This window comes from Streptomyces subrutilus (assembly GCF_008704535.1).
Classification (GTDB): Bacteria; Actinomycetota; Actinomycetes; order Streptomycetales; family Streptomycetaceae; genus Streptomyces; species Streptomyces subrutilus.
Genome location: NZ_CP023701.1, coordinates 4374988 through 4396121, shown reverse-complemented (window position 1 = coordinate 4396121; position 21134 = coordinate 4374988). Strand labels below are relative to the sequence as shown.

The 21134-nt window shown below is 74.1% G+C and carries 15 protein-coding genes and 1 tRNA gene; 10 read left to right on the top strand and 6 right to left on the bottom strand.

The window, feature by feature from the left end; translation table 11 throughout:
- Window positions 1-363: 363 nt before the first annotated feature.
- From CP968_RS19350 to CP968_RS19340, 3 genes are all read left to right on the top strand, one after another.
- Window positions 364-1641: a M6 family metalloprotease domain-containing protein gene (locus CP968_RS19350; protein ID WP_150519201.1), complete on the top strand. Its 1278-nt coding sequence runs from the start codon at window positions 364-366 to the stop codon at window positions 1639-1641.
- 251 nt (window positions 1642-1892) lie between these two features.
- Complete coding sequence (locus tag CP968_RS19345; RefSeq protein WP_150519200.1) at window positions 1893-2216, top strand: DUF427 domain-containing protein; 324 nt, start codon at window positions 1893-1895, stop codon at window positions 2214-2216.
- Window positions 2217-2447: 231 nt separating this feature from the next.
- Window positions 2448-2520: transfer RNA gene (locus CP968_RS19340), tRNA-Arg, on the top strand.
- 69 nt (window positions 2521-2589) lie between these two features.
- Here CP968_RS19340 and CP968_RS19335 read toward each other — a convergent pair.
- The 4 genes from CP968_RS19335 to CP968_RS34915 form a co-directional block, all read right to left on the bottom strand.
- The gene (locus tag CP968_RS19335) at window positions 2590-3807 is read right to left on the bottom strand and encodes a sensor histidine kinase (RefSeq protein ID WP_150519199.1); all 1218 of its coding nucleotides are present in this window, start codon (window positions 3805-3807) and stop codon (window positions 2590-2592) included.
- 360 nt (window positions 3808-4167) lie between these two features.
- Entirely contained in the window at window positions 4168-4371 is a 204-nt protein-coding gene (locus CP968_RS19330) for a hypothetical protein (protein WP_229885911.1), read from the bottom strand.
- A 113-nt stretch (window positions 4372-4484) separates the two neighbouring features.
- On the bottom strand, window positions 4485-6401 hold the full coding sequence (locus tag CP968_RS19325; protein ID WP_150519198.1) for an MFS transporter: 1917 nt from the start codon (window positions 6399-6401) through the stop codon (window positions 4485-4487).
- Between the two features lie 163 nt (window positions 6402-6564).
- Window positions 6565-8931: a D-alanyl-D-alanine carboxypeptidase family protein gene (locus CP968_RS34915; protein WP_244330604.1), complete on the bottom strand. Its 2367-nt coding sequence runs from the start codon at window positions 8929-8931 to the stop codon at window positions 6565-6567.
- An 892-nt stretch (window positions 8932-9823) separates the two neighbouring features.
- On the opposite strand from CP968_RS34915, the gene CP968_RS19315 reads away from it, so the two are divergent.
- From CP968_RS19315 to CP968_RS19305, 3 genes are all read left to right on the top strand, one after another.
- A complete protein-coding gene (locus tag CP968_RS19315) occupies window positions 9824-10558 on the top strand; it encodes a GOLPH3/VPS74 family protein (protein WP_150519197.1) in 735 nt (244 codons plus the stop codon).
- A gap of 266 nt (window positions 10559-10824) precedes the next feature.
- On the top strand, window positions 10825-11709 hold the full coding sequence (locus tag CP968_RS19310) for a helix-turn-helix domain-containing protein (protein WP_150519196.1): 885 nt from the start codon (window positions 10825-10827) through the stop codon (window positions 11707-11709).
- Window positions 11710-11918: 209 nt separating this feature from the next.
- A complete protein-coding gene (locus CP968_RS19305) occupies window positions 11919-12128 on the top strand; it encodes a DUF397 domain-containing protein (protein ID WP_150519195.1) in 210 nt (69 codons plus the stop codon).
- 142 nt (window positions 12129-12270) lie between these two features.
- Here the strand turns inward: CP968_RS19305 and CP968_RS19300 are convergent, their stop codons facing one another.
- Window positions 12271-13203, bottom strand: coding sequence for a hypothetical protein (locus tag CP968_RS19300; protein WP_229885912.1), 933 nt, complete (start codon window positions 13201-13203; stop codon window positions 12271-12273).
- 96 nt (window positions 13204-13299) lie between these two features.
- Here CP968_RS19300 and CP968_RS19295 point away from each other — a divergent pair, with 96 nt between their 5' ends.
- The 3 genes from CP968_RS19295 to CP968_RS19285 all read left to right on the top strand — a co-directional run bounded on the left by CP968_RS19295 (window position 13300) and on the right by CP968_RS19285 (window position 18158).
- The gene (locus tag CP968_RS19295) at window positions 13300-14553 is read left to right on the top strand and encodes an aminotransferase-like domain-containing protein (protein ID WP_150519194.1); all 1254 of its coding nucleotides are present in this window, start codon (window positions 13300-13302) and stop codon (window positions 14551-14553) included.
- Between the two features lie 205 nt (window positions 14554-14758).
- Window positions 14759-15541: an SDR family oxidoreductase gene (locus tag CP968_RS19290; RefSeq protein WP_150521999.1), complete on the top strand. Its 783-nt coding sequence runs from the start codon at window positions 14759-14761 to the stop codon at window positions 15539-15541.
- Between the two features lie 40 nt (window positions 15542-15581).
- The gene (locus tag CP968_RS19285; RefSeq protein WP_150519193.1) at window positions 15582-18158 is read left to right on the top strand and encodes a bifunctional FO biosynthesis protein CofGH; all 2577 of its coding nucleotides are present in this window, start codon (window positions 15582-15584) and stop codon (window positions 18156-18158) included.
- A gap of 64 nt (window positions 18159-18222) precedes the next feature.
- On the opposite strand, the gene CP968_RS19280 is transcribed toward CP968_RS19285, so the two are convergent.
- Entirely contained in the window at window positions 18223-19299 is a 1077-nt protein-coding gene (locus CP968_RS19280; protein ID WP_150519192.1) for a tyrosine-protein phosphatase, read from the bottom strand.
- Between the two features lie 623 nt (window positions 19300-19922).
- Between CP968_RS19280 and CP968_RS19270 the strand changes: the two genes are divergently transcribed.
- On the top strand, window positions 19923-21086 hold the full coding sequence (locus CP968_RS19270; protein WP_189828818.1) for an ADP-ribosylglycohydrolase family protein: 1164 nt from the start codon (window positions 19923-19925) through the stop codon (window positions 21084-21086).
- The last annotated feature ends 48 nt before the right edge of the window (window positions 21087-21134 follow it).

Below are 21134 nucleotides of genomic sequence, written 5' to 3'. Positions count from 1 at the left end.
CGGGTGCCGCGGTGGCGGGCGGGACCGCGGGTGCGGTGGTGGAGCGCTTCATTCCGGGGCCTCCTCGGGGCGGTCACTCGTACGCTCACACGGTCGTACGACTGGGATGGGACGTCCGTGCGGCTCGCGTCCGCCGTCCGTGTCAGCGCGACGCGTCAAACGGGGAGCCCGTCCCCACTTCGCGGGACTCCCATGCAAACGGGGATCAGGTCCCCGGTTATTTCACCCTCGCGTGTGACCTGACTCACCAGGCGGTTCACGTTCGGCCTCTCCCGGCGCGCGGGCGCGCCGCCGCCGTCGGAGGGTGATCGGACAGAGCGCAGTCGGACCCGGCCGACTGCCGCGGACCCGAAGGCGCTCTCCATGCCGCAGACCCGCCACCGGATACGCAGACCCCACCGCACCTGCGCGTACATCGGCCTGACCGCGCTGGCCCTCGGCGTCACCGCGACCGCGAGCGCGGGCATATCCGGCCGGACCCACTCGGCGGCCGGCCCGAGGGCCACGACCGTCGAATCGGCCCTCGCGCCGTGCCGGATCACCGGCACGATGGGCGTGCAGCTGTCCGAGGGCCTGCCGACGCCGCCCGGGTACGCGCGCTCCACCGGCGAGGTCCGGGCACTGAACCTGATGATCGACTTCCCCGACGCCAAGGGCGAGGGCACGGCCGCGGACCGGCTGGCGGAGTTCTTCCCCCGGACCTCGGACTGGTTCCGCACCAGCTCCTACGGCCGGCTCAGCTACCAGGCCGAGGCCCCGATACGCAACTGGCTGCGGATGCCGATGCCGTTCGCGGCGTACGGGATCGAACGCGGGTCCCCGTACGAGCCGGGCTACCGCCAGCTGGTCGAGCACATCGCGAAGGCCGCGGACTCCGAGGTCGACTTCAGCCGGTACGACCTGATCAACGTCCTCGTCACGCCGAACGCCGGGCCGTCCGCCCTGGACACCGTCCTGTCGGTCACCTTCTCCGGCAACGGCGAGGCCCCGATGGCCGACGGGGTGCCGCTCGCGAACACGTCCTTCGTCTACAGCCGGCAGGACGACGGCTCCGGCACCTACCGGGAGACCGGCTACCGCGTCCTGCCCCACGAGAACGGGCACGTCTTCGGCCTGCCGGACCTGTACACCTCCGACGGCGGCGGCACGGTCGGGCACTGGGACATCATGAGCGAGGACTGGGGCGCCAACAACGACCTGCTGGGCTGGCACAAGTGGAAGCTGGGCTGGCTGGACAGCACGCAGATCAGCTGCGCGTCGAAGTCGGGCGTCAGCGACCACGTCCTGTCCCCGCTGGCGGTGTCGGGCGGCACGAAGCTGGCCTTCGTCCCGCTGTCCGAGAGCACCGGGTACGCGGTGGAGGTGCGGACCCAGGCGGGCAACGACGAGGCGGTGTGCAGGCCGGGCGTCCTCATCTACAAGGTGGACTCCGACGTGGACACCGGGCGCGGCCCCGTCACGGTGTCGGACAGCGCGAGCGGGAGCGGCGGCTGCACCCGGCGCCCGAACGTGCACGCGGAACTGTCGGACGCGCCGTTCCGGCCGGGCGAGACCTTCACCGACGAGAAGGCGGGCATCAGCATCTCGGTGGTCGGAGAACTGCGCAACGGCAGCTACCAGGTCCGCGTCACCCGGCCGTGAGACGGCACGAGCGGAACCGGACGCGGAACCGGAGGACGCGGGGGGGGGCGAATCCGGCCCGGGTCCGGCCCGGGTCCGGTCGCTCGGCCCGCCGGAGCCCGGCCTGCGGCCCGCCGGCACCTCGCCGCCCGGCAACCCGGCAACCCGGCACGATCAAGCCGGTCATCCCGGTCACGGCGGCCGGTCGACCCGTTCGCGGGACAGGTGCGCGGCACGGGAAGAACGGGCCGGGCGGCGGTGCTGAGGAACGTATGACACGTGGACACGACATCACCATCGAACAGGCCGGCCTGCACGTGCGCGTCGTGCGCAACGGTCGGCTGCTCGCCGAGAGCGACCGCGCCCTGGCCCTGCGGGAGACGGGCTGCCCGGTGCGCTACTACCTGCCCCCGCAGGACGTCCGCACGGAGCTCCTCACCCCGTCCGACACCCGCACCCACTGCCCGTTCAAGGGCGACGCCCGCTACTGGTCCGTGCCGGACGGCGCGGACATCGCCTGGGCCTACCCGGACCCGAAGCCCGAGGTCGCCGCCATCGCGGACCACCTCTGCTTCTACGACACCGAGACCACCTGACGGGTCGGGGCGGGCGGGGGCTGCCCCGTGGTGCGCCGAAGCCCGCCGCGTGGCGACGGACTTGACCGGGCGGGCCGACCGCGGCCCCCCGAGAACCCAGCCGCGGAGCCCGCCCCTGATCCGCTACGCTGTCCCTCGGCTGCCCTTGGGGCGGCCGGGGCGCTTGCCGAGGCGAGCCGGACTCCTCCGCGGAGGATGCGGCGACGTCCCGCGCAGGCTCCGACGTCGCTCGCCTTCGTAGCTCAGGGGATAGAGCACGGCTCTCCTAAAGCCGGTGTCGCAGGTTCGAATCCTGCCGAGGGCACGTCCGAGGACCCCCGACCCGTTGTGGTCGGGGGTCCTCTGCGTTGCGTGGTGGGTGGCGGCGGTGGGTTCAGTGGGCCGGGGGAGCCGGTGTGCCCGGAGGTGGTGGTCCGGCCGGGCCGCGGGGGCCCGGGAGTCTGATACGGGCTTCGGCGCCGCCGCCCCGCCGCCGGTGGAAGGTCAGGGTGGCGCCGAGGGTGCGGGCCTGGCCCGCGGCGATGGTCAGGCCCAGGCCGTGGCCCTTGTTCATGCCCTCCGTACGGAACCGCTGCGGGCCGTCGGTGAGCAGGTACTCGGGATAGCCGGGCCCCGCGTCGGTGACGGTCACCGTCCGGTCGCGGCCGTCGACCGTGACCGTCACCGGCTCGGCGCCGTGCTTGTGGGCGTTGACGACGAGGTTGCCGATGATCCGGTCCAGCCTGCGCCGGTCGGTCTCCAGCCGCGTCGTCGCGAGCACCACCAGTTCGGCGGAGGTGCCCGAGGCACGGACGGTGCGGGCCACCAGCTCGGCCAGGTCGTGGGAGTCCAGCTCGGCCCGCTCGCTGCGCGCGTCGAGCCGGGATATCTCCAGGAGGTCCTCGGTGAGCGCCCGCATGGCCTGCACCCGGTCGCGGACGAGCTCGGCGGGGCGGCCCGGCGGCAGCAGTTCGGCGGCCGCGATCAGGCCGGTCAGCGGGGTGCGCAGTTCGTGGGCGACGTCGGCGGTGAAGCGCTGCTCGGCCTCCAGTTTGCGCTGGAGGGTGCAGGCCATCGTGTCCAGGGCCCGGGAGACGGCCGCGACCTCGTCCTTGTTGCGGGCGTGGTCGCCGACGCGGGCGTCGAGGTCGCCCGCGCTGATCCGGCGCGCCACCTGCGCGGTCAGGTGCAGCCGCCGGGTGACGCGGGTGACGGAGAAGGCGCCGATGAGGAGGGTGAGGCCGATGGCGAGGGCGGAGGAGCCGAGGATGGCCCGGTCCAGCTCGGCGATGGTCCGCTCGGCCGCGGTGAAGTCCACGGCGACGGCTATCGCGGTCGCGTCGGCGGCGGGCCCCGCGGCCCACATCGCGGACCGGCCGCGGTGCTCGCCGACGGCGGTGGCGCGCTTGCCGCGGACGGCGCTCTCGCGCAGTTCCCGGGGCAGGCCCACCGGGTCGATGCCCTCGCCGCGGGGCAGGCGGGCGCCCGCCTCGTACGCGCCGATCGTCCGCTCCAGCCGGGCCAGGGCCTTGTCGCGGGCGGCGGTCTCGGTCTGGTGGTTCATGGCCCGGTGCACGAGGACGCCCAGCAGGGCGGCCAGGCCGCAACACATGAGGGTGATGAAGACGGCGGCCTTCCAGGTCAGCGTGGCCGTCCAGGCGGGCAGTCGCGACTGGATGATGGGTCCCGTTTCCGTGAGCCGGTGGATGGGCGGACGGTCGGGGGAGGCGGTCGCGCGGCCGTGCGCCGCCCCGCACCCCCCGTGCCGGTCAGATCACCGTAGTGCGCGGAGGTGCGGGGCGGACCACCAGGTCCCGGCTCATGGGGTTCACGGGGCTCACGGTCCTAAGGGGTGCGGGTCGCGGGCGCGCGGTTCTCGGCGTACGGGACGGGGCGGCTCGCTCCCGCCCCCGGGTCGGCTGAGACCGTGGCCGTCGGTTCAGGCCGTGGCCTTCGGTTCAGGCCGTGGCCGTCAGCTCAGGCCGCGGCTGCGCTCGCCGATGCGGTCGCCCTGCGGCGTGCCGGCCCGCTTGAGGTCGGCCTTCGTGTGGGCGCCGCCCTTGACCTTGCTCCGTACCGGGCCTTCGAACCCGTGGCCCTGCGCACGGGGCACCTGCGCCGGGTCCTGCGCCTTCGCCATGGCGGCCTGGACGTCGTGCTTCTGCTCTTTGCTCATCCCGTCGTCAACTCCCTAGGGAAGCACCCAATCGGACTACTCGGATCGTATGCACATAAACGGGCCGACGCACCCGGACCGGACGTAAAGAATTCCGGACCGGCGCACGCGGGTCACGGCCGTACCGGGTCCGGGAACACCGGGGTCCCCAGCTTGGGCTGCACCAGTTCCTCCGGGCAGGGCGTCCCCCGCGGCAGCTGGTACTTCGCCGCCACCCGGTACTCCCCCGGGCCCGGTGCCAGCAGCTCGGTCCACACGTCGCCCGAGGCGTCGGGAGCCGCCTTGAACAGGCAGCCGGCCGTGTTCGCGTACTCCTTCGGCAGCGTGCTGCCGCCCTCGCCGCCCGAGCGCGCCTTCGACGCGAAGGTCTCCTGCGGCGGCTCCACCGGCTTGCCGGCCCCGTCCACCAGGCCCAGCCAGGGCGAGTGCGGGATGCGCACCAGCACCCGGCCGGCCCGCCGTACGTTCACGACCAGCTGGTCGGCGCCGGCCCGCACCACCGTGGCCGGGCCGGCCACCAGGTCCGTCGGGTCCTGCACCTTGAAGAGCTGCCAGTTCGCGTCACCCCACACCTGCTGGAGGTAGGGCAGGTCGCTCTCGCGCACCAGCTTCGCCTCGTCCCGGCCGCCCTCGTCGGGTTTGTCGGCGGGCAGCACCACGTAGTGCACGGCCCAGCGGTCCAGCCAGTCGCGGTAGGTGTCGGCGGTGAGCGTGTCGTCGTAGAAGAGCGGGTTGCGCTCCAGGTCGGCCTGCCGGTTCCAGCCGCGCGCGAGGTTCACGTACGAGGGGAAGGCGGAGGACTCGCGGTGGCTGCTCGCCGGGACCACCTCGACCCGGCCGCGGTCCGCGCCCGCCTTCTGCAGCTGGTCGACGAGCGGGGCCAGCTCCCGGTTCCAGGCCGCCAGCGGGGTGGTGCGGATGATGTCGGTGACGCTGTTGGTGGTGATCCAGACGGTGATCCCGGCGAAGGCCAGCAGCACCGCGTACCAGGGCCTGGTCCGCGGCACGCGGTACGGGAGCGCGGCGAGCAGCACGGCGCCGCCGAACAGCATGACCAGCCGGGTCACGTTCGAGCCGACCTGCGAGTCGACCGCCCAGGTCACGAAGGTGCCCAGGGCGTAGACGGCGGAGGCGACGCGGACGGTCTTCCAGCCCTTCGGCACCAGGAAGAGGATCAGCAGCGCGAAGAAGAACGGCAGCCAGGCCGAGCCCAGCCGCATCGGCTGCGTCCCGGAGAACGGGAACAGCCACGCCGACAGCCCGACCACCGCGACCGGCGCGAGCCCCAGCGCGTACGCGCCCGGGCGCCGCCGGGTCAGGAACAGTGCGGCCGCCACCACCCCGAGGAACAGTCCGGCGACGGGGCTGGAGGCGGTGGCGAGGCCGGCCAGCGGGGCCGCCACGGCCGCCTTCGCCCAGCGGCGCCGCGACCACTTGCGGGGCCAGCAGAACACGGCGGCGACCGCGCCGAGCGCGAACATCACCCCGAGCCCGAAGGTGACCCGGCCCGACAGGGCGTTGCAGAACAGCCCGTACACGCCGGCGAGGGCGGGCCACAGGGGCTCGCGGACGGCGCCGCGGCAGCGGGTCAGGACCAGCGCGAGCAGCGCGGCCGAGACGGTGCCCGCGACCATCATGGTGGTGCGCACGCCGAGCACGTGCATGAGGTACGGCGAGACCACGCTGTACGAGACCGGGTGCATCCCGCCGTACCAGGCGAGGTTGTACGCCGAGTCGGGATGCCGGCCGACGAACTCGGCCCAGGCGTCCTGCGCGGCGAGGTCGCCGCCGCTGTTGGCGAAGCTGAAGAACCACAGGACGTGCAGCGCTCCGGCGAGCACGGTGGCCACGGCCACCGGGTGCCGGCGCGCCCGGTCGAGGACGCGGCGGCCCGCGCGGCCCGCGCGCCCGGCGCCCGCGCGGCCTATGCCGGGGTCCGGGGCCGCGGGCGCCGCGGCCCGCGCCCCGTCGGCGGCGGAGTCCGACGGGGGCCCGGCCTGACTGCGTCCCTGCTGCTCAGCGGTGGTCACTGCCGCACTCCCCAACACCTGAGTCCACACCCGCACCCGGACGCGGACGCGTGCCCGCATCCGCGCACGCGGTCCGGTCCGAAGGGCGCGCCGCCCGGATCGAAGGACGCGCCCCGGCGCCCCGGAGTTGCCCGGGGCGCCGGTTCCACGCTCGCACCGGCCGTCAGCCGACGCGCGTCAGCTTGCTGGCGAAGCCCGGCGCGGCCAGGTCGCCCTGCAGCGCGACCGGCACCTTGACCTGGCTGGCGCCCTCGCCGACGGTCAGCACGCCGACCTCGGTGCCGGCCTTCGCGGTCTGCGGGAGCTTGCCGCCCTCGCCCTCCGACAGCTTGATGCCGACGGTGAGGCCGGCCCAGCCGATCGCCTGGACGTCGGCGGTCGCGACGACCGGGGTCCGGCCGCCGAGCCCGTCGTCCACGTAGCCCACGACATCGCCCTTCTTGACGACGGGTGCGCCCGCGAGGGACTTCTGGGTGGCGATCATCAGCTGCTTGCTCGCGGCGAGGACGCTGTCGATGATCGGCGGCTTGTGCTGGCCGAGGACCGCGCCGACGATCAGCTGGTTGGTGTTGCCGATCTTCTTCTGGGCGGCGAAGAGGAGGTTTCCGCCGGCCTTCGTCGTCGTACCGGTCTTGATGCCGAGCGAGTCGTTGTACGGGACGAGACCGTTCCAGTTCCGCCAGTTCTTGCCGGACGGGTCGACCCAGCCGGGCTTCTTCGTGATGTCGAGCAGTGTCTCGATCTCGACCAGCTTCAGGCCCAGCTTGACCTGGTCCTCGGCGGTGCTGACCGTGGTCGCGTCCAGGCCCGAGGGGTCGGTGTACGTGGTGTTGGCCATGCCGAGTTCCTTGGCGGTGTCGTTCATCTTCTTGACGAACGCGTCCTGGGAACCGGAGTCCCACCGCGCGAGCAGCCGCGCGATGTTGTTGGCCGAGGGGATCATGAGGGCGGCGATGGCGTCGTACTCGCTGATCTTGTCGCCCTCCTTGACGGTGTCGAGGGTGGACTCGTTGTCGGTCGAGTTGTTCTTCTTGCCCTCGGTCTCGGCCGTCTTGTCGATGGTGATCGTCTCGCCCTTCTCCCCCTTCTTGATCGGGTGGTCGCGCAGGATGATGTAGGCCGTCATCGACTTGGTGACGCTGGCGATCGGCACCGGCTTCTGCTCGCCGGACTGGCCGAGGGTGCCGAGTCCGGCGGCGGCCATGTAGGCCTGCCCCTCGCCGGGCCAGGGCAGCTCGGGCTTCGCGCCGTCGAAGGTGTACGAGGTCTTCGCGGTCATCGCGAGCTTCGGCTCGGGCAGCGGCCGCACGAGCTGGACCACGGCCAGGATGATCGCCAGGAGCACCGCGAGCGGGAAGTAGATCTTGAACCGTCGCACGGCGGTGCGCATCGGGCTCGGCGGCGGGGGCGGGTTGTTGGTGAGGTCCGCCAGCATGTCGAGCGGCGGCCTGGGCGGCAGCGGCTGCTGCGTGGTCCGCTCGGGCGACTCGGCCGTGCTGCGGGGCCGGGTGTCGGCCGGGGCCGGTGCTTGGGGGCGGGCCTGGGCCGAGGGGGTCGGGGTGTCGTCCGTGCGCAGCGGTACGAAAGTGCTGGCCTTCGGCGGCGCGACCCGCCCGGCACCCGTGGCAGCGGGCTTCACGACGCGGAACACGGCGGTGCTCTCGCTGTCGGCGGGCCCGTCGTCGACGGCCGGGGCGGAACCGGAACCGGAACCGGAAGCGGAGCCGGTGTCGGTGCGGTCGGTCGGCGCGGTGGGCGGCTTGACCGCACGGAAGACGGCGGTGCGCTCGCTGTCGGCCGGAGCGTCGGACCCGGCGGGGCCGGCGGGGGTCGCGGGCTTGCCGGTGACCGGTTTGGCCGGGCGGAAGAAGTCGATGGGAGTGTGCGGCGCGTTCGCGGCGGGCTTCTGCGTCCGGAAGACGGCGGTGCGCTCACCGTCGTCGGCGGCACCGGACCGCTCGCCGGCGGAACCGGAACCAGAGCCCGAAACGGAACCCGGACCGGAAGCCGGACCGGAAGCCGGACCGGAGGGCTTCACCGTGCGGAAGACGGCCGTGCGGTCGCTGTCGCCCGAGCCGGTGCCGGTGCCGGTGCCGGTGCCGGGAGCGGTGCCGGGAGCGGTGCCGGGAGCGGGCTTCTTGCCGGTGGACGGGGCCGGTTCGTCGGCGACCTTCGGTACGGCGGGGGCCGAGGCCTCGGCAGCGCCGGGCCGCTTGCCGGTGCCCGGAGCGGACTCCGCCGGGCCCGCGGTGGCGCGGCCGGAGCCGGACGGGAGAGCGGAATCGGAGGCAGAAGCGGAACCTTCCCGAGACGCCGTACCGGAATCCTTACCGGAACCCGTACCGGGGCGCCGGACGGCAGTCGCGTCCGGAGCCTCGGCGGCAGCAGCCGCGCCCGCGTCGCCGCGCGTCGCGGGCGCCGCACCGGCAGCGGGAGCGGTCGCGTCCGAACGCCCGCCCTTCGGGGCCGCGTTGTCCGGAGCAGCGTCGTCAGGGGTCGCCGGGTCCGCCGTGGCCACCCAGGCCGCCACCGCCTCCCTCAGTGGATCGTCGCCCTCGGCACCGCCGGCGCCCTGGGCCCGGTCGGCGCCCCCGGTCCGACCGGCAGCGCCGTCACGGTCGGCGCCCTGGGCACCGCCGGTGCCGACACCCGCAGCACGCCCGGCGCCGCTCTCGGCGCGCCCGGCAGCGCCGGAGCGGTCGCCACCCCGCGCACGCCCGTTGGCGGCCCCGGCGGCCCCGGCGGCCCCGGCACGGTCCGCACGGTCGGCGTCACCAGCAGCGGCGTCCTCAGGGTGCCCGGTCCGCTCGGCAGCGCCGGAGCGGTCCGCGGCGCCGGAGCGGTCCGCGGCGTCGACGCCACGTCCGGCGCCCTCGGCCCCGCCAGCGTCGGCACCCTCAGGGCGCCCGGCGGCGCCGCCCCCGGCACGCCCGGCCCGCTCGGCAGCGCCGGAGCGCTCGGCAGCGCCGGTCCGCCCGGCAGCACCAGCGCGGTCGGCAGCCTGCGCACGCTCGCCGGCGGCCCCGGCTCCCTCGGCACCGGCGGCGCCGTCGGCGGTCCGCGCGGTGTCGGGGCGTTCGGGGCGTTCGGGGCCTTCGGGGCGCCCGGCGGGGTCGGTGGGTTCCGCGGGGTTCCTGGGTCGGAAGACCGACAGCCTCGGGTCACGCTCCGCGGAGGACTCCGCCGCCCCCGGTGCTCCTGCATCTACCGACTTGTCGGGGGACTCGCCCGCCACCAGTTCCTCCTCGATCGCCGCCACGTCCGGCTGTCCGAATGTCTAACAGTGTCCCGTCTCGGGGGCATCGCCCCCGTGCTAGACGAGAACGACATAGTTGCGAGTTCCCCCGCAAAGCGGTCAGGCGCTCTCGACAGATGAATGTGAGAGGCGTCACCCTGTCACTCATCCACGCGGGGAGGCATGGATGGGCAGGAGCCGCAGAACAATTCCGGAGGAGCTTCTGCTGCTCGCCTTGGACCCGGCCACGGGTACCACGGCGCAGCCGCAGTCGCTCGACCTCGGCCTGGCCGGGGCACAGCTAGTGGAGCTGGCTCTGGCAGGACGGATAGCCCCTGACGGGGATCGTATCGCCGTGGTGATGCCACGGCCGACAGGAGATCCGACTCTGGACTCCGCACTGGAACTGCTGCGCAGGCGCGGCAGCCCGGTACGGGCCGTCCACTGGATTGGCGGACCCCGGTTGGGGCTCCGCCAGATTTACCTCGCTCACCTGGAGCGTTGCGGCATGGTCCATGCCGTCGCGGGCCAGATGTGCGGGGTGTTGCCGACAACTCGCTACCAGGCGACGGACACGGCCATCAGCCGGGAGATCCGTACCCGGCTCGATACGGCGATCCGCACCGGCGTACCGCCGGACCCGCGGACCGCGGCGCTTGCCGCACTGGCCCACGCGGTCGGACTCGGCAAGCACCTGTACCCCGGCAACGAGGGGCGTTCGTCCAGGTCCCGGCTACGGGACCTGATCCGGCACGACCCCATGGGCGGACTGGTGGCGCACGCCGTGATGGACGTCCAGAACGGTGTGGCCGCACAGCCGCGCCGCGACCGCGCACCGGCACCGCCGGCCCGTGCCACGGCGAGCAGCGTCCCGCTGCAGCCGCGCCGGACGGGTGCGATGGCCCGCGCGGCCGCGCACTGATCCACCCGGTGGGCACGCCGCGGCGACGCGGCGTGCCCACCGCACCCCGTTCCACCGCAACGCCACGGCCGTGACCGCGCCCGCCAGGGCCGGTCCGGCACACACCGCCAGCGCGCGGGGTGGCGGGGCCGGTCATCCCGGTCCCGCCACCCCGCGCGTCTGTTTTCCGGGCCGTTCCCCAGCGGTGGCCCACGCTTCGGTGGCAGTCTGCTCGACATCAGACACGCAGAGAGACAGCGACAGAAGAAGGCGGAGGTGCCGTTCACGTGGCGTCCAATGTCAATCCCACCGTCCGACGCCGACGATTGGGCATGGAGCTGCGCAGGCTCCGCGAGGACAAGGGCATGACGGCCGAGCAGGTCGCGGAGCGCCTGCTCGTCTCCCAGTCGAAGATCAGCAGGCTGGAGAACGGCCGCCGCTCCATCAGCCAGCGCGACGTCCGCGACCTGTGCGAGGTGTACGAGGTCGAGGACCGCCGCCTCGTCGACTCCCTCATGCAGATGGCCAAGGACTCGCGCCAGCAGGGCTGGTGGCACGCCTTCGGCGACATCCCGTACAGCGTGTACATCGGACTGGAGACGGACGCCGCCAGTCTGCGCACCTACGAGCCGCTGGTGATCCCCGGACTGCTCCAGACCACCGAGTACGCGCAGGCCCTGGTCCGGGGCGCGTGGCCGGAGACCGCTCCCGCGGACGTGGAGAAGCGCGTACAGGTCCGGATGCACCGCCAGAAGCGGCTGTCGGAGACGGAGAACAACAATCCCGACCTCGGTCCGCTGCGCCTGTGGGCCGTCATCGACGAGGCGGCGCTGCGGCGGCAGGTGGGCGACGCCGAGTTGATGACGCGCCAGCTCCAGTACCTGATAGAGCAGTCGGACCAGCCGCACGTGACCGTGCAGGTGATGCCCTTCGCGCTGGGCGCGCACCCCGGCGTGAACGGCCAGTACGCGATCCTCGAATTCCCGGACGCCTCGGACTCGACCGTGGTCTACATCGAGGGCGTGACGAGCGACCTGTACCTGGAGAAGGCCAACGACGTGCAGAAGTACAGCGTGATGTACGAGCACCTGCGCGCCCAGGCCCTGGGCGTCGACCAGACCCGGCAGTTCATTTCCGGGATCATCGACCAATACGCGGGCAAGGGCGAGTAAAGCGGGAGGAAAAGGCGCGGGTGGCGCGGGAGGGCCGGTACGGTACACCGTCACTCCCCGGCCACAGAAGGCCTGACTGGAATATGCCACTCGGTCGGGTGAATGGCCCCTTCGCCCTTCCGGAGCTGCCGGTAGCGTCGATCACGTCAGCAGGAAGAAGTGGCTGACATCGACCCCCAGTTGGACCACTCGCTGAACCGGAGAGAAACATGGCTATTCGCCAGGGCGCCACGCACAACTGGACCAAGTCCTCCTATTCCGCCAACGGCGCCTGCGTCGAGGTGAAGTCCCCCGTGACGGAGGCCGTCGCGGTGCGCGACTCGAAGGTGCAGGACGGCCCGTCCCTCACCTTCGCGCCCGGCTCCTGGACCTCCTTCGTCACCGGCGTCACCGAGGGCCGGTCGGGACGACGCGCCTGAACGTCACTGCACGCGTCCCCCGAGTTCCTCGCAGTACCCGCACCACCCGCAGTACCCGCACCACTGACTGGAGCCCTCTCGACCGGTCCGCCGTCTTGGCCGAGGGGGCTCGGGCATGCCCGGGCCCGGCGCGGGCGCCCGCTCAGCGCAGCCGGTCGACGTAGCGGTCGGTCCCCGGCACCGTCGGGACGAACGGGGCGACCAGCTCGACCCGCCCCAGCCCCGATCCGGCCACCTCGGCGTCCAGGCCCCGGAAGCGGTCCCAGCAGGCCCGGGGCTCCTCTTCCAGGAACCACAGCAGGGTCAGGCGGGTCCCGACCCCCTCGACCTGCTTGACGTACGTCATCCGGTCGCCGGGCAGCGGGGTCGGCCGGAAGACCGTGACCATCGCGGCGGACGAGCCGCGCAGCCGCTCCGGCAGAGCCCGCGCCCGCAGCCACTCCAGCAGCTCGGCCCGCTGTTCGGGGCCGTCCGCGTCGACGACCTGGAGGACGAGCCCGGCGTACGGGTGGTCGAGGGCGTGGAAGTCCCGGGGGCCGGCGGCCCCGTCCCGGTAGACGGTGGCGACGTGGTCCTGGAACGCCGTGAAGACGTGGGTGCGGTCCTGGTAGACGCGGCCGTCGCGGTTGAGGCGCGTGTTGATGCCGACGGTCCACTTCATGTGCTCGTCGTAGCGGCCCTCGGTGACCCAGTACGTGGAGAGGTAGCAGCCGGCGGTGACCGGCTGGGCCACGGCGGACTTCTCCGGGTAGCGCAGCTCCTGGAGCTCGCGGGTCGCGACCCAGCGGCGGCCCGCGTACATCCAGGGCATGGCCATGGCGCCGGCGTAGTAGTGGTCGTCCTCGTACCAGCGGTTGTACGCGAACTCGTGGCCCGGGTGCGGCTCCACCATGGTGATCAGCGCATGGCCGGGGCGGACGCCGTAGGGGCCGACGGCGGCGAGCCCGGCGTAGTCGTCGACCCGGGTGTCGACCCGGGGATCGGCGCGGGTGTCGGCGCGGGCGGGGTCGCGGAAGTCGGTGCGGGCGGTGCTCCGGTCGTCGCCGGGGGCGGGGTCGTGCGCTCCTGTCGTCATGGGTCCGGTCTAGCTGATGTCACGTCAGATCACGAGAGTGCGGGCCGAGTTCACCATGTGACACATGCATGCCGTCTGCACCTTTCTCTGACTACGATGCCGGCACCCGTCTCCCGGAGGACCCCCGTGCCCGCTGTCGCCGCCGCCACCACCCCCCTCGCCCCGCCGCCCGCCCTCGCCGCGCGGGTCCGCTCGGTGGGCAGCTCCCCCGTGCGCGAGATCCTCGCGCTCACCGAGCGCCCCGGGGTCGTCTCCTTCGCCGGCGGCCTCCCCGCGCCCGAGCTCTTCGACACCGGGGGGCTGCGGGCCGCGTACGACGCCGCCCTCGGCGCCGGGGCCCGCCGGGCGCTCCAGTACTCCACCACCGAGGGCGTCCCCGAGCTGCGCGCGGCCGTCGCCGGCCGGGCGAGCGCGCGGGGGCTGGCGACCGGCGCGGAGGAGGTGCTGGTCACCACCGGCTCCCAGCAGGGGCTGTCGCTCCTCGCCGCCGCGCTCGTGGAGCCCGGGGACACGGTCCTGGTGGAGAACCCGACGTACCTCGCCGCGCTGCAGTCGTTCGCGCTGGCCGGGGCCCGGCTGGTGGCCGTGCCGTGCGACGGGGAGGGCATCGTGCCGGACGCCCTCGCGGAGATCGTCGCGCGGGAGCGGCCCAAGCTGCTCTACACCGTGCCCACCTTCCAGAACCCGACCGGCCGCACCCTGCCCGCCGCCCGTCGCGCGGCGGTGGCCGCCGTCGCCGCCCGCCTCGGGCTGTGGCTGGTGGAGGACGACCCGTACGGGGAGCTGCGCTACGAGGGCTCCGACATCCCCTGGCTCGCCGCCCACCCGGGGGCCGAGGACCGTACGGCGCTGCTCGGCAGCTTCTCCAAGGTCATGGCCCCGGGGCTGCGGCTGGGCTGGCTGCGGGCCCCGGCCGGGCTGCTCCGGGCGGCGGTGCTCGCGAAGCAGGCGGCCGACCTGCACACCTCCACGGTTGACCAGCTGGCCGCGGCCCACTACCTCGGCGCCTCGGACCTCGACGCCCACGTCGGCTCCGTGCGGGACGCCTACCGGGCCCGCCGCGACGCCCTGCTGGCGGGCCTGCCCGGGGCCCTTCCGGCGGGGTCCGCCTGGAACCGCCCCGAGGGCGGCATGTTCGTCTGGGCCCGCCTCCCGGAGGGGTACGACGCGACGGCCCTGCTCGCCACGGCGGTGGCGCACGAGGTGGCGTTCGTCCCGGGCGCCCCCTTCTTCACCGGCCCCGCGGACCCCCGCACCCTGCGCCTGTCCTTCACCGCGCACACCCCCGCGGAGATCGGCGAGGGCCTCGCGCGCCTCGGCCGCGCGATAGCGGCCCACCCGAGGGGCTGAGCGCGGTCGCGCCGAAGGGGCTGAGCGGGCCCGCCCGAGGGCCCGCGCGCGGTCGCGCCGGAGGGGCCGAGCGTGGGCCCTGCCACCGGGGCGGGCGCGCGGGCGGGAGCCCGGAGCGGCGGGGGCGGGCGCGCGGGCCTTCCCAACCCCGGTCGCGCGCCTTAACCTGACGCCCCGTCAGGTGAGCGCTATCCGGAGGATCGCCGTGCTGCTGCAAGGGAAGACCGTCATCGTCTCCGGCGTCGGGGCCGGCCTCGGCCACCAGGTGGCCGCCGCCGTGGTGCGGGACGGCGGGAACGCGGTGCTCGGGGCGCGCACCGAGGCCAACCTCGCCAAGTCCGCCGCCGAGATCGACCCGGCCGGTGCGCGCACCGCCTACCGGCCGACCGACATCACCGACGAGGACCAGTGCCGGGCCCTCGCCGACCTGGCGCGCGAACGGTTCGGGGGCGTGGACGCGGTGGTGCACGTCGCGGCCTGGGACTCGTACTTCGGCGGCCTCCAGGACGCCGACTTCGGCACCTGGCAGCAGGTCCTCGACGTGAACCTGCTCGGCACCCTGCGCATGACCCGCGCCTGCCTGCCCGCCCTCAAGGCCGCCGGGGGGTCGGTCGTCATCATCGGGACGCAGTCCGCGGTGGCCGCCCCCAACGAGGTGCGGCAGAGCGCGTACGCGGCGTCCAAGGGGGCGCTGACCTCGGCCATGTACGCGATGGCCCGCGAGCTCGGCCCGTACCGCATCCGCGTCAACACCGTGCTTCCGGGCTGGATGTGGGGGCCTCCGGTCCAGGCCTTCGTCACCTTCACCGCCCACGCCGAGGGCGTCCCCGAGGCCGAGGTGCACGCCCGCCTCACCGCGCGCATGGCCCTGCCCGACCTCGCCACCGACGGGGACGTCGCGGACGCCGCCGTCTTCCTGGCCTCGGACCGGGCGCGGGCGATAACCGGCCAGTCACTGCTGGTCAACGCCGGTGAGCTGATGCGATGACCCATCCCGTGCGGCTACCACCGGATCGTATGCTCGGGCCATGACCACTCCGAGTGACGCTCCGACCGAAAACGCGATGCGCCGCGCGCTCCGGCGGGCCCGCGACGGCGTCGCGCTCGACGCGACCGAGGCGGCCGTACTCCTCCAGGCGCGCGGCGCGGACCTCCGGGACCTCGCCGCGTCCGCCGCACGGGTGAGAGACGCCGGGCTCGCCGCCGCCGGCCGCCCGGGCGTCATCACGTACTCGCGCAAGGTCTTCATCCCCCTCACTCGACTCTGCCGCGACAAGTGCCACTACTGCACCTTCGTCACCGTGCCCGGCAAGCTGCGCCGCGCCGGCCACGGCATGTACCTCTCCCCCGACGAGGTCCTCGCCATCGCCCGCCAGGGAGCCGCGATGGGCTGCAAGGAGGCCCTGTTCACGCTCGGGGACCGCCCGGAGGAGCGCTGGCCAGAGGCGCGCGAGTGGCTCGACGCGCACGGGTACGACGACACCCTCGCCTACGTGCGGGCCATGGCCATCCGGGTCCTGGAGGAGACGGGGCTGCTGCCGCACCTGAACCCGGGCGTCATGTCCTGGTCGGACCTCCAGCGCCTCAAGCCCGTCGCCCCGTCCATGGGGATGATGCTGGAGACCACCGCCACCCGGCTGTGGTCCGAGCCCGGCGGCCCGCACCACGGCTCCCCCGACAAGGAGCCGGCCGTGCGGCTGCGGGTGCTGGAGGACGCGGGCCGCTCGAACGTCCCCTTCACCACCGGGGTCCTGATCGGCATCGGGGAGTCGTACGAGGAGCGCGCCGACGCCTTCTTCGAGCTGCGCCGGATCCAGCGCAGCTACCACGGCATCCAGGAGGTCATCGTCCAGAACTTCCGGGCCAAGCCGGACACCGCGATGCGCGGGATGCCGGACGCGGAACTGGAGGAGCTGGCCGCCGCCATCGCCGTCGCCCGCCACCTGCTGGGCCCCGGCGCCCGCATCCAGGCCCCGCCGAACCTGGTGGACGCCGAGTACGCCCTCCTCATCGGCGCCGGCATCGACGACTGGGGCGGCGTGTCCCCGCTGACCCCGGACCACGTGAACCCGGAGCGGCCCTGGCCGCACATCGAGGAGCTGGCCGAGCGGACCGCGGCCGCCGGCTTCGCACTGCGCGAACGCCTCACGATCTACCCGGAGTTCCTGCAGCGCGGCGAGCCCTGGCTCGACCCGCGGCTGCTGCCGCACGTACGGGCCCTGGCGGATCCGGCGACGGGGCTCGCGGACGAGGGCGCCGCGGTCGAGGGCCGCCCGTGGCAGGAGCCCGACGAGGGCTTCGCCGCGTACGGGCGCACCGACCTGCACGCGACCATCGACACCGAGGGCCGCACCGGGGACCGGCGCGACGACTTCGACCACGTCTACGGCGACTGGGAGGCCCTGCGCGAGGCCGCCGCGCCGGGCATGGTGCCCGAGCGCATCGACACGGACGTACGGGCCGCGCTCGCGCAGGCCGCCGACGACCCGACGAAGCTGAGCGACGGGCAGGCCCTCGCGCTGCTGCACGCGGACGGGCCGGCGCTGGACGCGCTGTGCCGGATCGCTGACGACCTGCGCAAGTCGGTCGTCGGGGACGAGGTGACCTACATCGTCACGCGCAACATCAACTTCACCAACGTCTGCTACACCGGCTGCCGTTTCTGCGCGTTCGCGCAGCGCCGCACGGACGCCGACGCGTACACCCTCTCGCTGGACCAGGTCGCCGACCGCGCCGCCCAGGCGTGGGACGTGGGCGCGGTCGAGGTGTGCATGCAGGGCGGCATCCACCCGGACCTGCCGGGGACGGCGTACTTCGACATCGCGCGGGCGGTGAAGGAGCGGGTGCCGGGCATGCACGTGCACGCCTTCTCGCCGATGGAGGTCGTCAACGGTGCCACGCGCACGGGTCTGTCGGTGCGCGAGTGGCTGACGGCGGCCAAGGAGGCGGGGCTGGACTCCATCCCGGGCACGGCCGCGGAGATCCTGGACGACGAGGTGCGCTGGGTCCTGACGAAGGGCAAGCTGCCGGCGGCGGACTGGATCGACGTGGTCACCACGGCGCACGAGCTGGGCATCCGGTCCTCGTCGACCATGATGTACGGGCACGTGGACCAGCCCCGGCACTGGCTCGGCCACTTCCGCACGCTGGCCCGCATCCAGCAGCGGACGGGCGGGTTCACGGAGTTCGTGACGCTTCCGTTCATCCACACCAACGCACCCGTGTACCTGGCGGGCATCGCGCGCCCCGGGCCGACGGCGCGGGACAACCGGGCGGTGACGGCAATGGCGCGGCTGCTGCTCCACCCGCACATCACCAACATCCAGACGAGCTGGGTGAAGCTGGGCTCCGACGGCGCGGCCGAGATGCTCCGGTCCGGGGCGAACGACCTGGGCGGCACGCTGATGGAGGAGACCATCTCGCGGATGGCGGGGTCGGGTTACGGGTCGTACAAGTCGGTGCGGGACCTGATCGCGGTCGCCGGGGCGGCGGGACGTCCGGCGCGGGCCCGGACGACGCTGTACGGGGAGGTGCCGCAGGAACGCCAGGACGCGGCGCGCGCCTCGGACGGGCACCTGCCCGAGCTGCTGCCCGTACTGGAGTAGGCGCGGCGGCGCACGGACGCCGCGGGGCGGGAGCAGGTCCGCTCCCCGACCCGCGGCGGTCCGGTCAGCCGACGAGGAGGTCCCGCTTGAGCTCGCGCAGTTCGCGGGAGTCGATGCCGAGGCCGTCCTTCAGGTAGCGGTCGAAGGTGCCGTAGCGGGCCTTGACCTCGGCGTAGCCCGCGTTCAGGTACTCGGGCCGGACGTCGAGCAGCGGCTTGTAGACGGCGGCCTGCTGGGCGGGCAGGTGGGAGAGGACGGCGTCGTTGGCGGCCTTGCGGTAGTCGTTGCTGGCCAGGTAGTCGGCCTCGACGGTCTCGCGGGGCACGCCGAGGGCGGTGAGGAGGGAGGCGTTGGCCCAGCCCGTGCGGTCCTTGCCGGCGGTGCAGTGGAAGAGGACGGAGCGGGCGCGGTCGCGCTGGATGCCCTCGAAGACCTGGGTGTAGGCCTTCTTGCCGCCCTCGCCGGCGACCATGGCCCGCTCGGCGTCGGTCATGGCCTTGACGGCCTCGTCGGGGGTCCTGGGCAGGGCCTGGAAGGAGCCGGACCCGGCGAAGACGTCGGCGACGACGTAGGAGGCGCCGGCGGGGACCTTGTCGGCGGCCTGGGTGCGCTCGTCGGCCATGCGCAGGTCGAAGACCGTCTTGACGCGCAGGCGCTGGAGCTTGGCGAGGTCGTTGGCGGTCAGCTTGTCGAGGGCGTCGGAGCGGTAGACCTCGCCCATCTTGACCCACTGGCCGGTGGTGGTGCGGTAGCCGCCCGCGTCGCGGAAGTTGACGGCGCCGTCGAGCTTGATCAGGCGGTCGGCGAGGTGCAGGCCCCGGCCGTGGTCGGGCGTGAAGTCGAACCACTGGCGGTCGGCGGCGGGCAGGCCGGTGACCACGGCCCGGCCCTGGGCGCCCCCCTTCGCGACGACCTTGCCGTTCGCCTTGATCTCGACCCGCTTGGTGCCGCGGGCCTTCCAGTCCAGGGTGAAGGAGCCGTCGGCGCCGGCGGTGACGGTGGCCTCGGTGAAGGGAATGGCGGAGCGGTCGCGGCCGTCCCGGTCCCGGGGGAAGCCGGAGGCGGTGGCGGCGGGGGCCGCGACCAGGGACGCGGTGAGTGCGGAGGCGACGACGGTCGCGGCGAGCAGTGCCTTCTTCATGACTCCGAGGCTGGGCGGCCGCGGAGAACGTCGGATGAACGCGGCATGGCCGAAACCAACCGGCTCGGAGGCAGGTGGCAAAACGTGTCATGCGCCAGGTCGGCGGCTGGAAGTATTCGGATTCCGGCCGTTCTGCGCTCAGTTACGGGCTGCTTGACCTCCCGGCTCCGAAACCGACTGAACCTGTCAACTACAGTGCGGATTCGCATGCGCGGCTGTACGGGTTGGGTCGACGGGGCACGGTGCCGGGGGTGGACGAACTGATGGATACGAGCCAGGTCCCTACGAACGGCACCCCGCCGGACCCGGCCGCGGCGGCCACGCCGCCCGGGCCCGGAGCGCCGTCCGGGAGCGGAAGCGGAACGGGAAGCGGAGCCGAAACCGGAACCGCAACGGGCACGGGTGCCGGCACGCCTACGGGCACGGGCACGGGCAGGCATACGGGCTCGGGCTCGGGTACGGACTCAGGAACGGGCACGGGCTCGCCTGCGGGTACGGGTGCCGAAACAGGAGCGGGCGACGCTGCCGGCGCTGCGGGCGGGGCCGCCGTCCCAGGAGCGGGCGACGCTGCCGGCGCTGCGGGCCGGGCCGCCGTCCGCGGTGGCGGGACCATCGGCAGCGGGGTGTCCGCCCGGGCCGCGCTCACCGGGCTCTGGGGCCGGGCCCAGCAGCAGGACTTCCGCAGCCGGGTGCGCGGGGCCCTCCTCGGCGCCGCCATCGGCGACGCCTTCGGCGCGCCCGTGACCGCCCTCTCCCTCGACGCGCTGCGCGCGGCCCACGGCCCGCAGGGCCTGATCGACCCCGTCCCCCACCTCGGACGCCGCGGCCGGGTCACCGCCGCCACGCAGCTGACCCTCTTCACGGTCGACGGCCTGATCCGGGCCCACGTGCGCCGGGACACCGGCACCTGGCACCCGCCCACCGACGTCCACCGCGCCCACCTGCGCTGGGCCGCCACCCAGCACGACTGGGGCCCCGACGAGCGGCGCGCGGACAACGGCTGGCTCGCGCAGGAGGAGTGGCTCTACGCCCGGCGCGACCCCGACCGGGCCTGCCTCACCGGCTTCGCCGACGCGGCCCTCGGCACCCCCGCCCACCCCAAGAACCCCACCGCCCGCGGTGCGGCCGCCGCGGCCCGCTCGGCGCCCTTCGGGCTGCTGGTCGGCTGGGAGCCCGCCCTGGTCCTGCAACTCGCCGTCGAATGCGCCGCGCAGAGCCACGGCCACCCCGCCGCCTACCTCACGGCCGGGGCCGGCGCCGTCGTCGTCCACGGCCTGACGCGCGGCGACTCGCCCGACTCCGCCGTCCGGCGCGCCCTCGCCCTGCTCGGCGCCCGGCCCGGCCACCAGCCCGTCACGGACGCCCTCCAGCGCGCCCTGTCGGCCGTCACCCTGGGCCCGCCCGGCCCCCGGACCGTCGCGGCCCTGGCATCGGGCGACGGCGCGGGCGGCGGGGACGGGCACGCGGCCGAGGACGTGCTCGCCGTCGCCGTCTACTGCGCGCTGGTCGCCGAGGACGTCGCGCAGGGACTGCGGCTGGCCGTCAACCACGGCGGGGACTCCGGCGCCGCCGGCGCCCTGTGCGGGGCCCTGCTCGGCGCGCAGCACGGCGAGACCGCGCTCCCGGCCGGCTGGCTCACCGAGCTGGAGGGCCGCGCCACGGTCCTGGAGCTCGCCGACGACTTCGCCCTGGAGATGACCCAGGGCCCGGCCCTGCACGGACCCGCCGGCGGGGCCCCGGGCTGGCTGGCCCGCTACCCGCGCGCCCAGGCCGTGTCCGCACGGTAGCGCCGGGCCCGCGGCCCGTCCCGCCCGCCGCGCGCGGCCACGAGGAGC

Excerpts from the sequence above, each read along its gene's own strand:
- CP968_RS19335 (WP_150519199.1), bottom strand. The coding sequence starts at position 3,807 with ATGTGTTGCGGCCTGGCCGCCCTGCTGGGCGTCCTCGTGCACCGGGCC.
- CP968_RS19295 (WP_150519194.1), top strand. The coding sequence starts at position 13,300 with ATGCCGGCACCCGTCTCCCGGAGGACCCCCGTGCCCGCTGTCGCCGCC.
- CP968_RS19280 (WP_150519192.1), bottom strand. The coding sequence starts at position 19,299 with ATGAAGAAGGCACTGCTCGCCGCGACCGTCGTCGCCTCCGCACTCACC.
- CP968_RS19315 (WP_150519197.1), top strand. The coding sequence starts at position 9,824 with ATGGGCAGGAGCCGCAGAACAATTCCGGAGGAGCTTCTGCTGCTCGCC.
- CP968_RS19305 (WP_150519195.1), top strand. The coding sequence starts at position 11,919 with ATGGCTATTCGCCAGGGCGCCACGCACAACTGGACCAAGTCCTCCTAT.
- CP968_RS19350 (WP_150519201.1), top strand. The coding sequence starts at position 364 with ATGCCGCAGACCCGCCACCGGATACGCAGACCCCACCGCACCTGCGCG.
- CP968_RS19330 (WP_229885911.1), bottom strand. The coding sequence starts at position 4,371 with ATGAGCAAAGAGCAGAAGCACGACGTCCAGGCCGCCATGGCGAAGGCG.
- CP968_RS19285 (WP_150519193.1), top strand. The coding sequence starts at position 15,582 with ATGACCACTCCGAGTGACGCTCCGACCGAAAACGCGATGCGCCGCGCG.
- CP968_RS19345 (WP_150519200.1), top strand. The coding sequence starts at position 1,893 with ATGACACGTGGACACGACATCACCATCGAACAGGCCGGCCTGCACGTG.
- CP968_RS19300 (WP_229885912.1), bottom strand. The coding sequence starts at position 13,203 with ATGACGACAGGAGCGCACGACCCCGCCCCCGGCGACGACCGGAGCACC.